The sequence below is a fragment of the Pseudomonas sp. Pmew2 genome, from assembly GCF_058129885.1.
On the sequence record NZ_CM176702.1, the window covers coordinates 816,234 to 828,891 of the forward strand.

Annotated in this window: 10 protein-coding genes and 1 riboswitch; of the genes, 4 read left to right on the forward strand and 6 right to left on the reverse strand. The window is 60.7% G+C overall.

The genetic code is table 11. From position 1 onward, the window contains the following. Window positions 1–106 precede the first annotated feature (106 nt). Complete coding sequence (hldE, locus tag AC4ANK_RS03665; protein ID WP_002551785.1) at window positions 107–1,531, forward strand: bifunctional D-glycero-beta-D-manno-heptose-7-phosphate kinase/D-glycero-beta-D-manno-heptose 1-phosphate adenylyltransferase HldE; 1,425 nt, start codon at window positions 107–109, stop codon at window positions 1,529–1,531. Between the two features lie 47 nt (window positions 1,532–1,578). On the opposite strand, the gene AC4ANK_RS03670 is transcribed toward hldE, so the two are convergent. From AC4ANK_RS03670 to AC4ANK_RS03685, 4 genes are read right to left on the reverse strand one after another with little or no spacing between them, the layout of a single operon-like run. After that, complete coding sequence (locus tag AC4ANK_RS03670; RefSeq protein ID WP_002551786.1) at window positions 1,579–2,535, reverse strand: hypothetical protein; 957 nt, start codon at window positions 2,533–2,535, stop codon at window positions 1,579–1,581. 36 nt (window positions 2,536–2,571) lie between these two features. Next, a complete protein-coding gene (locus tag AC4ANK_RS03675; protein WP_002551787.1) occupies window positions 2,572–3,387 on the reverse strand; it encodes an aldo/keto reductase in 816 nt (271 codons plus the stop codon). Beyond that, window positions 3,384–4,559 (reverse strand): NAD(P)/FAD-dependent oxidoreductase, encoded by a 1,176-nt coding sequence (locus AC4ANK_RS03680; protein WP_002551788.1) that lies wholly within the window; start codon window positions 4,557–4,559, stop codon window positions 3,384–3,386. Before AC4ANK_RS03680 ends, AC4ANK_RS03675 begins: the two co-directional genes overlap by 4 nt. 48 nt (window positions 4,560–4,607) lie before the next feature. After that, window positions 4,608–4,940 (reverse strand): SMR family transporter, encoded by a 333-nt coding sequence (locus AC4ANK_RS03685; protein WP_002551789.1) that lies wholly within the window; start codon window positions 4,938–4,940, stop codon window positions 4,608–4,610. Between the two features lie 69 nt (window positions 4,941–5,009). On the opposite strand from AC4ANK_RS03685, the gene waaA reads away from it, so the two are divergent. Beyond that, the gene (waaA, locus tag AC4ANK_RS03690; RefSeq protein ID WP_002551790.1) at window positions 5,010–6,290 is read left to right on the forward strand and encodes a lipid IV(A) 3-deoxy-D-manno-octulosonic acid transferase; all 1,281 of its coding nucleotides are present in this window, start codon (window positions 5,010–5,012) and stop codon (window positions 6,288–6,290) included. Window positions 6,291–6,481: 191 nt separating this feature from the next. On the opposite strand, the gene AC4ANK_RS03695 is transcribed toward waaA, so the two are convergent. Then, window positions 6,482–7,921 carry a TolC family outer membrane protein gene (locus AC4ANK_RS03695; RefSeq protein ID WP_460384222.1) on the reverse strand — a complete coding sequence of 480 codons (1,440 nt, stop codon included), beginning with the start codon at window positions 7,919–7,921 and terminating at the stop codon, window positions 6,482–6,484. A gap of 162 nt (window positions 7,922–8,083) precedes the next feature. After that, window positions 8,084–8,188: riboswitch (TPP riboswitch) on the forward strand. 156 nt (window positions 8,189–8,344) lie between these two features. Between AC4ANK_RS03695 and thiC the strand changes: the two genes are divergently transcribed. Together thiC and cytX are read left to right on the forward strand one after the other, a co-directional pair. Continuing rightward, complete coding sequence (gene thiC / locus AC4ANK_RS03700) at window positions 8,345–10,234, forward strand: phosphomethylpyrimidine synthase ThiC (protein ID WP_005731099.1); 1,890 nt, start codon at window positions 8,345–8,347, stop codon at window positions 10,232–10,234. Between the two features lie 295 nt (window positions 10,235–10,529). Continuing rightward, the gene (cytX, locus tag AC4ANK_RS03705; RefSeq protein WP_002551793.1) at window positions 10,530–11,819 is read left to right on the forward strand and encodes a putative hydroxymethylpyrimidine transporter CytX; all 1,290 of its coding nucleotides are present in this window, start codon (window positions 10,530–10,532) and stop codon (window positions 11,817–11,819) included. On the opposite strand, the gene AC4ANK_RS03710 is transcribed toward cytX, so the two are convergent. Further along, window positions 11,788–12,534 (reverse strand): RsiV family protein, encoded by a 747-nt coding sequence (locus AC4ANK_RS03710; RefSeq protein WP_004654549.1) that lies wholly within the window; start codon window positions 12,532–12,534, stop codon window positions 11,788–11,790. The two genes, cytX and AC4ANK_RS03710, sit on opposite strands and share 32 nt — an antisense overlap. Between the last annotated feature and the right edge of the window lie 124 nt (window positions 12,535–12,658).

The following is a 12,658-nucleotide window of genomic DNA, read 5'->3' on the forward strand; positions in this document are numbered from 1 at the left end:
CCCTGCGGCCTGCCTGCCTTCGGGCGGTGTGATTCAACAGCCTGTCGGTTATAAACCCCTGTGCTAAGATTCCGCCCCTGTCTATTTTTAAAGTACGGGTAGTTCCATGAAGTTATCCATGCCGCGCTTTGATCAGGCCCCTGTCCTGGTGGTTGGCGATGTGATGCTCGACAGATACTGGCATGGCGGCACCTCGCGTATTTCCCCTGAAGCGCCGGTGCCTGTGGTCAAGGTCGATCAAATCGAAGACCGTCCGGGCGGCGCTGCCAACGTGGCCTTGAACATCGCTGCACTGGGCGCACCGGCTTCGCTGGTCGGTGTGACGGGTGACGACGAGGCCGCAGAAAGTCTGGCCAACAGCCTGAAAGCAGCGGGTGTGCTGGCGCGTTTTCAGCGCATTGCCAATCAGCCCACTATCGTCAAGCTGCGTGTTATCAGTCGCCATCAGCAGCTACTGCGTATCGACTTCGAAGAGGCGTTCAATACTGACCCGCTGGCACTGAGTGCAGAGGTCTACAGCCTGCTGGATGGCATCAAGGTGCTGGTCCTGTCCGATTACGGCAAGGGCGCGCTGAGAAACCATCAGGCACTGATTCAGGCTGCCCGCAAACGCGGAATCCCGGTGTTGGCTGATCCCAAGGGCAAGGATTTCACGATTTATCGCGGTGCCAGCCTGATTACGCCGAACCTCAGCGAATTCGAAGCCATCGTAGGGCATTGTGAAGACGAGGCACAGCTGGTCACCAAAGGCGCGCAGCTGATGCAGGAGCTTGACCTGGGCGCTCTGCTGGTGACCCGTGGTGAACATGGCATGACCCTGCTGCGTCCTGATCAGCAGGCGCTGCATCTGCCAGCCCGCGCTCGCGAAGTGTTCGATGTGACCGGCGCCGGTGACACGGTAATTTCCACTCTCGCAGCAGCGATTGCTGCGGGCGAGGAACTGCCGCATGCGGTGGCGCTGGCCAATCTGGCAGCAGGCATTGTGGTCGGCAAGCTGGGTACAGCAGCCATCAGCGCCCCGGAACTGCGCCGCGCCATTCAGCGTGAAGAAGGTTCCGAGCGCGGCGTGCTGGGGCTGGAGCAACTATTGCTGGCGGTCGATGATGCGCGCGCGCACAAAGAGAAAATCGTCTTCACCAATGGCTGCTTCGACATCCTCCACGCGGGTCATGTGACCTACCTGGAGCAGGCGCGCGCGCAGGGTGATCGTCTGATCGTTGCCGTCAACGATGATGCGTCTGTCAGCCGCCTGAAAGGGCCGGGCCGTCCGATCAACAGTGTCGACCGGCGTATGGCCGTGCTGGCAGGGTTGGGTGCAGTGGACTGGGTGATCAGCTTCCCTGAAGGCACCCCTGAAAATCTGCTGAGTCACGTCAAACCGGACGTACTGGTAAAGGGCGGTGATTACGGCGTTGACCAGGTGGTCGGTGCCGATATCGTCCAGGCGTACGGTGGCGATGTGCGTGTGTTGGGGCTGGTGGAAAACAGCTCGACTACGGCAATTGTCGAGAAGATCCGCGGGCAGGGATAGTTTTTAGCTGCAAGCCGTAAGCCAAGGCAAATCAAAAGGCTTGAGGCTCATAGCTTGCCGCTCATGGCGTGCAGCAGCTCACGGGCTTTTCCGGTCAGGCGTTTCAGTCCTGACTTCTTCGCCGGTGGGGCCATGCCCTGCTGGCGTAGCCAGTCTTTCCAGCGAATTCGTTCCTCACGCACGATCCAGCCATCCTGCGCGGCGAAACTTTCGGCCAGGTACAGCCCTCGGGTGCCAGCCGGAATCAGTTTGTCGCGCTTGAGCGTGTACAGCTCGGGCAGCGGCACTCCATTTTCCAGCGGCATCAGGTACAGGTCGGGTTTGCTGCGGTTGAGGCGGGCGACCAGTTGATCGTTTTCAAGCACTTCATCGACATGGAAAAGGCTGACCGGGCGCGCTTCCTTGGGGATTTCCAGGCGCATGTCGTAAATCAGCTGCAAGGACGCGGTGGGTAAATGCACATAAGCCCGTGGGCGTTCCAGCAGTGTCAGGCTGCCGCTTCGCACCGGCCGCGCTGCGCCGGAGAGCGGGCTCAGACGAAAGGGCATGGCCTCGCGATAATGCAGCGCAGCGGCATATGGCGCAGGCAGCCAGGTCTCTTTGAACAGTCCACTCAGCCAGCCCTGAGGCGTTTCGATCATGCACTCTTCGGCCACTTCCTGAATGGCGGTATGCAGTGGCAGGGTCAGTTCGTGGGCCGGCACATAACCCGAGATCAGCTTGAGTACGACGTCGCCACGGTCCTGGCGACGCTGGCGAACCAGCACCCAGTAATCGCGATTCTGCCAGCTGACGGTAAGGCGAACGGACACCCCCAGATTGGCAAGCTCGGTGGAGAAACGTTCGGTGTCTGGCACGTCGATCTTGCGCCGCCGCTGCAAGGTCTGCGCGAAGTTCATCGGCATGCCGATGCTCTGGTAGCTCAGGCCTTCCGGCGTGGCCTCGACAAACAGCGGCAGGGTCTTGAAGTTGCTGGGGTTCTTGCGGATCAGTGTTCGCGGCATAACGGCTCCTTCTTGCGTTGGGGTCGGCCGCCTCAATCAGGCTTGACGGCAAATCACGGCAGCGGCAGTTGCAACGTTGTGCGCCAGGTGCAACGGATTGATGGTGCCGACAATAGCACTGGCTACCGCCGGATGTTTAAACAGTAGCTGAAAACTGGCCTGCACCGGGTCTGTGCCCGGCGTCAGACAGACATGACCGCTGGCCAGCGCTTTCTTCACCAGGATGCCTTTGCCGTGGGCGGCAGCGTAATCCAGCACCGGTTTCTCGCCTTGCTCGTTGAGGTTGTAGGTGACCATCGCACAATCCCCCTCGCGCAATGCCAACAGGCCGCCTTCGACCGTCTTGCCGGAAAAGCCGAAGCCGCGAACCTTGCCTTCGCGCTTGAGGTCGGCGAGGGTCTGATACACCTCGGCCTCGTTGAGGATCGCCAGGTCGTTGCCGTCCGAATGCACCAGCACCAGATCGAGAAAATCGGTTTCAAGTCGTTTCAGGCTACGCTCGACCGATTTGCGGGTGTGCTCAGCGCTGAAGTCATGGCTCGACTGACCGTTGTCGAATTCTTCGCCGACCTTGCTGACAATCACCCAGTCCTGGCGCTGACCGCGCAGCAGCGGTCCCAGGCGCTCTTCGCTGGTGCCATAGGCGGGTGCAGTGTCGATCAGGTTGATGCCCATGTCGCGGGCCATGCGCAGCAGCATCTGCGCCTGCTGGTCATCGGGAATCTTGAAGCCGCTGGGGTATTTGACGCCTTGGTCGCGGCCCAGCTTGACGGTGCCCAGGCCAAGGGGCGATACGCTCAGGCCGCTATTGCCCAGCGGGCGATGCAGGTCGTGCAGGGTTTTCAGGCTCATGGCAGCAGCTCATCCCAGACAGGTATGGCCATCGGCGGCCTTGGTACATCAACCAGTGGTGACTGCGGTGTCGGATGGATGCCATCTCTCGAAAGCTGCGACAGAACCCGGTCAGCGAAGTCCGGAGCCAGTGCCAGTTTGGTCGGCCAGCCAACCATCAGGCGACGCTGGCTGTCGAGAAAGGCGTTGTCTGGCCGCACCAGCCCCGACTGGGCAGGCTCGGCGCGGTCCACGCGCAGGGTCGCCCATTGTGCCTGACTCAGGTCGACCCACGGCAGCAGGGCTTCAAGCTCCTTGCGGGCGACGGCGATCTGCGCGTCCGGCTCGCGCACCACGCCCTCGGCCTCAGCCAGATCGCCACCCAGGTACCACACGCACTGGCCGTCAGCCGCAGGGTGGGTGGTAACCGTGATGCGCGGCTTGGGACCGCCACCCAGGCAGTGGGCGAACAGCGGTTTCAGGGTCGGGCCCTTGACCAGCACCATGTGCAACGGGCGGCGCTGCATCTGCGGTTGCGATACGCCAAGTGCATTGAGCAGGTCGGCGTTGCCACCGCCAGCACTGAGTACGATGCGCTGGGCATGAATATCGCGCCCATCGACGCGCAGCCCGACCAGCTCATCGCCCTCGTACAGCGGCTCAACATTCTGACCGGCCAGCAGGCTGTCACCGGCCAGCTCGGCGAGTCGCTCGATCAGGCTCGGCACATCGACCACCAGTTCCGCGAGACGATAGACCTTGCCCTTGAATTTGGGGTTTTGCAGTGCGGGCGGTAATTGCTCGCCCTTGACCTGATCCACACGGCCGCGCACCGCCTTGCTGGCGAAGAAGCTGGTGAGATTGCCGGCGATGGTGCCTGGCGACCACAAGTAGTGGGCCTCGGACAGCAGGCGTACACCGGACAGGTCCAGCTCGCCTTTGCCATCGAGAGCTTCACGCCAGCGGCGCGGCATATCGGCGATGGCCTCGGAGGCACCGGAAAGCGCGCCGTGCAGCGCGTACTTGGCACCGCCGTGGATGATCCCCTGAGACTTGAGGCTTTGCCCGCCACCCAGGCTGGCGCTTTCTACCAGCACTGTCGAGAACCCTTGACGACGCAACCGGGCGTTGAGCCATAGACCGGCTACGCCAGCCCCGACAATCAGCACGTCAGTGGAAATAACCGATGGCATGAGCACCTCAGTGAGCAAAAAGTACAAGCATTATAAAGGATCGGCTTTTCAATGCCCGGCGGTTTTCGAGAACAGCTGGATGACGGCTACGCCAGCCACAATCATGCCCATGCCCAACAACGCGGGCAGGTCGAGTTTCTGGCCGTAGATGAAGAACGCCGCAATGCTCACCATGACAATGCCCATGCCCGACCAGATGGCGTAGGTGATGCCGACCGGGATCGTGCGCATCACCAGAATCAGCATCCAGAATGCAATCGCATAACCAGTGATCAGCAGCAACAACGGCAGGGGAGTGCTGAACCCTTTCACGGCTTTCATGGAGGTGGTGGCGATGACTTCCGCGCAAACGGCGATAGCCAGCAGGTAATAAGCGTTCATGGTGCATTCCTTTTTGTCAGGCTGCGCATTCTAGCGACTTGTGATGGCGGGCTGATAAACTCCGCGCCCATGAATAGAACCCTTTATACCCTACTGTTTCATCTCGGCCTGCCACTGGTTGCCCTGCGCCTGTGGTTACGTGCGCGCAAGGCTCCGGCATATCGCCAACGTATCGGCGAGCGGTTCGCCAGCGGCCTGCCTGCCATGCAGCGCGGTGGTATCTGGGTGCATGCGGTGTCAGTGGGCGAAAGCATCGCGGCCGCGCCGATGATTCGCGCGCTGCTGCTGCAATACCCCCAACTGCCGATCACTGTGACTTGCATGACGCCCACAGGTTCGGAACGAATCATGGCGCTGTTCGCCAGCGAACCGCGCATTCAGCATTGCTACCTGCCGTATGACTTGCCTTGGGCGGCAGGGCGTTTTCTCGATCATGTGCAGCCCCGGCTGGGCATCATCATGGAAACCGAGCTGTGGCCCAACCACATCCACCAATGCGCCCTGCGCGGGATCCCCGTGGTGCTCGCCAATGCGCGGCTTTCGGAGCGCTCGGCGAGGGGCTACGCACGTTTTGCCAAGCTTGCCCGGCCGATGCTGGCGCAAATGGCCTGGTTCGCGGTGCAGACAGAAGTCGAGGCGCAGCGCTTTCGTGATCTGGGCGCGCGTCCCGAGTGCGTTGCAGTGACCGGTTCGATCAAGTTCGACCTGAGTATTGACCCGCAATTGCTGGAACGTGCCGCGCACTTGCGTGAGCAATGGCAGGCGACGCAGCGTCCGGTATGGATCGCCGCCAGCACCCATGCAGGCGAGGATGAAAGCGTTCTTTCAGCTCATCGCACGTTATTGACGAGCCATCCTGATGCGCTGCTGATCCTGGTGCCGCGTCATCCCGAGCGTTTCGACAGCGTGCATGCGCTGTGTCAGCAGCAGGGTTTTGCGACGGTTCGGCGCTCATCCGCGCAGGCTGTCACGCCGGACGTCTCGGTGCTGATGGGCGATACCATGGGCGAATTGCTGTTTCTCTATGCGCTGGCGGATATCGCTTTTGTGGGCGGCAGCCTGGTGCCTAACGGCGGCCACAACCTGCTGGAGCCTGCTGCGCTGGCCAAACCGGTGCTCAGCGGCCCGCACCTGTTCAACTTCCTCGAGATTGCCGCCATGCTGCGCACTGCCGGTGCGTTGCAAGAGGTCAGCGATGCGACCACGCTGGCCGCCGCCGTGCAGGGGCTTTTCGACCAGCCACAGCAGGCTCGCAGCATGGCCGATGCAGGGCTGGCTGTGATGAAGGCCAATCAGGGCGCGCTGCAACGCCTGCTCGACGGGATCGGGCGGTTGATGGGCAGGCGCTGAGTCGGAGGACGCGGAGCGTCCAGAACTGCATGCCGACGCAGAGCGTCGGCACGATAGTTGAGCTCGTCCAGACGCCTATCGTTCCTCACGCTCCAGCGTGGGAATGCCTTGGGTGACGCTCCGCGTCACAAATCTGCGTCGCGCTGCATGACTTGAAGTCGGGCGCAGAGCATCCAGATCGGTCAGCAATCTCAGCGCTTTGCAGGTCGCTCGAAGTTCTTCTGCGCGGCGGTTGCCAGGTCGGGCGGAAGGAAGTCCTTGTCCGGGTTGTAGTCAGCCTTCAGGTAGCGTGACAGATCCTGCAGGTCGCCCGGGCTCAGGGTGCCGGCTGCCTGCTTGAGGCGCAGGTTGTCGAGGATGTAGTCATAGCGCGTGTTGTTGTAGTCACGCACCGAGGCATACAACTGGCGCTGCGCATCCAGCACGTCGACGATGTTGCGGGTGCCCACCTGATAACCGATTTCGGTGGCTTCCAGCGCGCTCTGGTTGGAGATGATCGACTGTTTGTGGGCCTGGACCTGCTCGACATCGGTATTCACCGCCCGGTGCAGATTACGCGTGTTTTCCACCACCTGACGACGCAGGCTTTCACGGCGTTGCTCGCTCTGGCTCAGGCGCGCATAGGCTTCGCGTACCTGTGAACTGGTCAGGCCACCGCTGTAGATCGGGATATTCAACTGCACACCAATACTGCGCTGCTCGACGTCGCCGCCATAATTGCGCCCGGTGTAGTTAGGGTTGCTGAAACCCAGTGCGTCGTTGTCGCCACGCTGATAAGTCGCCACGGCATCGAGTGTCGGGGCATGCCCGGCCTTGCGCTGACGCAGGGTCTCCTCGGCAGCGTTGACGGCGTAGTTACTGGCCAGCAGGTTGAGGTTCTGTTGTGCTGCGGTGTCGACCCAGGCCTTGGCATCGTTCGGCGTTGGCGCCAGCACAGGCAAGGTATGCACGATGCCTTCGATGGAGTTGTATTCCCGATTGGTCAGCGTCACCAGGGCTTGAAACGCATCATCCACCTGGCGCTTGGCGAGAATCCTGCTGGCACGCGAGGTGTCGTAGCTGGCCTGCGCCTGCAACACGTCGGTCTTGTCCGACAGGCCGACATCGAAACGCTCGTTGGCCTGATCGAGCTGGCGTTTGAACGCTGCCTCCTCGGCCTTGGTCGAGGCCAGATTGTCCTGGGCGCGCAGCACGCTGAAATAGCTTTGTGCCGCTTGCAGGATCAGGTTCTGCTCGGTAGCCGACAGCTCGAGTGCCGCCTGCTCGTTGCTCGCCTCGGCGGCCTGCAACTGGAACCAGCGGTCGGCACGGAAGATCGGCTGGCTCAGGGTGGCTTGATAGACGTTACCGCTACGGGTGGCCACGGCTCTTGGCTGGTCGATACTGGTGCGGGTATTGTTGCTTTGTGCGCTGCCGGAAATGTTCGGCAGCAAACCGGCGCGGGCCTGCGGTACGGCTTCCTTGCGGGCATCGTAATCGGCGCGGGATGCCGCAAGGTCGGCATTGTTGTCCACCGCCTGCTGATAGACATTCAGCAGACCTGTCTGGGTCGGCAGTGGCACATCGGCTGCCCACGTCAGGCCGCTGGACGCAAACGAAACGGCCACAACCAACGAAAGTTTGCGCAGCATGAGGCATTCCCTGTTCATGAAGAAAGTAATCACGGTTTTAAGCGAAACCGGGTTAGCGAGTGTAGAGCCAGACTCTTTTAGCAACAATCGGCGATTTGCGCCATTTATCGAGCCCTGTGCAAATAGGCTGGCATTGCGACCGCGCCCCGGCATAGACTGATCGCGTTCTTGTCGGGGTGCCTTGCTATGAGGCTGAGATCGGTTAAACCGGATCCCGTTGAACCTGATCAGGTTAGCGCCTGCGTAGGGAACAAGATTTCTCGTCTCCCGGCGAGTCCTCTTGAGTATCGTCCGGGGTCGATTGTTCAAAAAATGAACAGCGTACGTCTCCTTTCGATACTCAGCACCAGCACTGGTGCACCCGTCCGTCACGTCAGGTCACTCCGACAATAAATCCGCAACCGGATGTCTGGAGAGCCCGTGATGAGTACAACACTAAAAAACGCAGCCCATTTGAGCGAGTCGGCACAAGTCGATTCCGGATCGGTACAGCCGTTTACCCGTTCGCAGAAAATCTACGTTCAGGGCTCACGCCCGGACATCCGCGTGCCGATGCGCGAAATCACTCTGGACGTCACACCGACTGACTTCGGCGGCGAGATCAACGCGCCGGTCACGGTCTATGACACCTCCGGCCCGTACACCGACCCCAACGTGATCATCGACGTGCGTAAAGGCCTGGCGGATGTTCGCTCGCCGTGGATCGACTCGCGCAATGACACCGAGCGTCTGCCCGGCCTGAGTTCCAACTTCGGCCAGCAACGCCTGAGCGACGCCGAACTGACTGCGCTGCGCTTTGCTCATGTGCGCAACCCGCGCCGGGCCAAGGCGGGGGCCAACGTCAGCCAGATGCACTATGCGCGTCAGGGCATCATTACCGCCGAGATGGAATACGTTGCCATCCGCGAAAACATGAAGCTTCAGGAAGCCCGTGCCGCTGGCCTGCTGACCCAGCAGCATGCGGGGCACAGCTTCGGCGCGAGCATCCCGAAGGAAATTACTGCCGAGTTCGTGCGCGAAGAGATCGCCCGTGGTCGCGCGATCATCCCGGCCAACATCAACCACGTCGAACTGGAACCGATGATTATCGGCCGTAACTTTCTGGTGAAGATCAACGGCAACATCGGTAACAGCGCGCTGGGATCTTCCATCGAAGAAGAAGTCGCCAAGCTGACCTGGGGCATTCGCTGGGGTTCTGACACGGTCATGGACCTGTCTACCGGCAAGCATATTCATGAAACCCGTGAATGGATCATCCGCAACTCGCCGGTGCCGATCGGCACTGTGCCGATCTATCAGGCTCTGGAAAAAGTCGGCGGTGCGGCCGAGGACCTGACCTGGGAGCTGTTCCGCGACACACTGATCGAGCAGGCCGAGCAGGGCGTTGATTACTTCACCATCCACGCCGGTGTGTTGCTGCGTTATGTACCGCTGACCGCCAAACGTGTGACCGGGATTGTCAGCCGTGGTGGTTCAATCATGGCCAAGTGGTGCCTGGCGCATCATCAGGAAAACTTCCTGTACACCCATTTCGAAGACATTTGCGAAATCATGAAGGCTTATGACGTCAGCTTCTCGCTGGGCGATGGTTTGCGTCCTGGCTCGATTGCCGACGCCAACGATGCGGCGCAGTTCGGTGAGCTGGAAACCTTGGGTGAACTGACCAAGATCGCCTGGAAGCACGACGTGCAGACCATGATCGAAGGCCCCGGTCATGTGCCGATGCAGTTGATCAAGGAAAACATGGACAAGCAGCTGGAATGCTGCGACGAAGCGCCGTTTTACACTCTGGGCCCGCTGACCACCGATATTGCGCCGGGGTATGACCACATCACGTCGGGCATCGGTGCCGCGATGATTGGCTGGTTCGGTTGCGCCATGCTGTGCTACGTCACGCCCAAAGAGCACCTGGGGCTGCCGAATAAGGATGACGTGAAGACCGGGATCATCACCTACAAGATCGCTGCCCACGCAGCGGACCTTGCCAAAGGCCATCCAGGGGCGCAGATCCGTGATAACGCCTTGAGCAAGGCGCGTTTCGAGTTCCGCTGGGAAGACCAGTTCAACCTTGGCCTGGACCCGGACACCGCACGCTCTTATCACGACGAAACCCTGCCCAAGGACTCGGCCAAGGTCGCGCATTTCTGTTCCATGTGCGGGCCGAAATTCTGCTCGATGAAAATCACTCAGGAAGTACGCGAGTACGCCGCCAACCAGCGGATCGAAGCAGTCGACGTCGATGTCGCCAAAGGCCTGGCCGAGCAGGCCGAGCGCTTCAAGCAGGAAGGCAGCCAGTTGTACAAGAAGGTGTAGAAAGCGGTACGTGCACGACAGAACACCGCTAGCGGTTATCGCTACGCTCCAGCATTGGGCTTTACGACTCGGAGCGTCGCACGATAGTTGCGATTATCGTTCCGCACGCTCCAGCGTGGGAATGCAGGTCTCGACGCTCTGCGTCGTCAAGAGGACGCAGAGCGTCCAGAACGGCATGCGACGCAGAGCGCCGCACGATAATTGCGATGATCCCACGCTCTGCGTGGTAGCGCTGTTCTGGAAGCTCCGCGTCCGATCCCGAATCACCGATCAACACCCCACACGAGACACCAACGTGAACACACCTGGCACCTATTCTCCCGACACCCCCATCCCTGCCAGCCAGCGGGTATTCGGTGGGCGGGATCTGTTCTCCCTGTGGTTTTCCCTCGGCATCGGTTTGATGGTGCTGCAAACCGGGGCCTTGCTGGCGCCGGGGCTGGGCATGTCCGGCTCGATGCTGGCGATTTTCCTCGGCACGCTGGTGGGCGTTTTACTGCTCGCCAGTGTCGGCGTGATCGGCAGTGACACCGGTTTGTCTTCCATGGCAGCCCTCAAACTCAGCCTGGGCAGCAAAGGCGCATCGCTGCCCACAGTGTTGAACCTGCTGCAACTGATCGGTTGGGGTTCGTTCGAGATCATCGTCATGCGCGACGCCGCCAGTCTGTTGGGCGATCGGGCTTTTTCGCAGGGCAGTCTGTGGACCAGCCCGCTGCTCTGGACGCTGTTTTTTGGAGCGCTGGCCACTCTGCTGGCGGTCAGCGGACCATTGACCTTCGTGCGCCGATTCTTGCGCAAGTGGGGGATCTGGATACTGCTGGCCGCGTGTTCATGGCTGACCTGGAACCTGCTGACCAAGGCTGATCTGGCAGCGCTGTGGGCGACATCCGGGGACGGTTCACTGCCGTTTGCTTCGGGGTTCGACATTGCCATCGCCATGCCGCTGTCCTGGCTGCCGCTCATTGCCGACTACTCGCGCTTCGGCCAACGTGCGAAAAGTGTCTTCGGCGGCACGGCTGCAGGCTTTTTCATCGGTAACTTCTGGCTGATGAGTCTGGGCGTTGCCTATACGTTGGCGTTCGCGCCGAGCGGTGAGGTCAATGCCTTGCTGCTGGCGCTGGCCGGCGCAGGTCTGGGTATCCCGTTGCTGCTGATTCTGCTGGATGAGACGGAAAATGCGTTCGCCGATATTCATTCGGCGGCGGTATCGAGTGCTTTGCTGTCACGTATCAAGGTCGAGCACCTGGCATTGACCATCGGCGTGATCTGCACGCTGATCGCCTGTCTGGCACCGCTGGCCCAGTACCAGAACTTTCTGCTGCTGATCGGCTCGGTGTTTGCGCCGCTGTTCGGCGTGGTGCTGGTCGACCATTTCATCCTGCGTCGTCGCAGTGGTCAGGTAGTAGAGGGCGGTTTGCGCTGGATGAGTCTGCTGGCGTGGCTGGGCGGGCTCAGCACCTATCACCTGCTGGCTGGCTTTTACCCGAATGTCGGTGCAACACTGCCAGCGCTCGTTGTCGCTGGCGTGTTGCAGCTGTTGATCGGCGGTGCGATCAACCGCGACCGGGGAACAGTTCCGGCTTGAGGATGCCGTTGAGCTGAGGGTAAGGAATCTTCAGCTCGATGTGACCCATCGAATATGGCGCAATGGTATCCACCGAGTACTTGAGGATCACCGCGCCGTAGGTCAGCGCGATGTGTGGCGTGCGCTTGAACGGCCAAGTCTTCATGAACTCGCTGTCTTCATTCATCTTGGTCGAGACCAGCCAGCCCTGGTGGGCCAGTTGGGCCTTCTGCCAGAATTCGCTTTCCTTGCCCGGAATGATCATGTCGGCCAGCGTCAGAACTTTCTGCTGCTGACGCGAATAGTTGATGAACGCCCGGCCAGGGTTGCCGTGGGCACCACCGGTATCCAGGTAGCTGGACAGTTCGACAACCACGATACCGTCATGCTGCTCGCGTACCTTGGCTTGCAGATAACTGCTGTTGCGGCCCTGGGCCTGGCTCAGGAACTGTTCCTGATAGGCTTTGATAGACGCAGGCGGCGAGGCGCTGCTGTCAGCAACGGTCAGTTGCAGCAAGGTCTTCTGGACGATGGCGTCCAATCGCGGCTCATCGGGAAAATGCACGGTATCGATGTTCACCAGCGGGCAGTCCGCCGTGGTGCAGCCTGGCTTGATCAGCTCGGAGGCATCGCGCTGGACCTGCAGCGGTGTGCGCATGTTGGGCGTGAAGAGGCTTTGGCAGGCGCCGAGCAACAGGGCCAGGCAAGCCAGTGAAGTGATCCTCAATAACGACATGTTGATCCTTGGCAGTGTCAGTAAAGGCGGTTGCGTTGTGCGTATGCAGGCTGGTTGGACTGTAAACAACGTCTTCGGTTCGATCATGGCAGATTAGAATTGTTTTAAGTCCCGGCCGTCTACC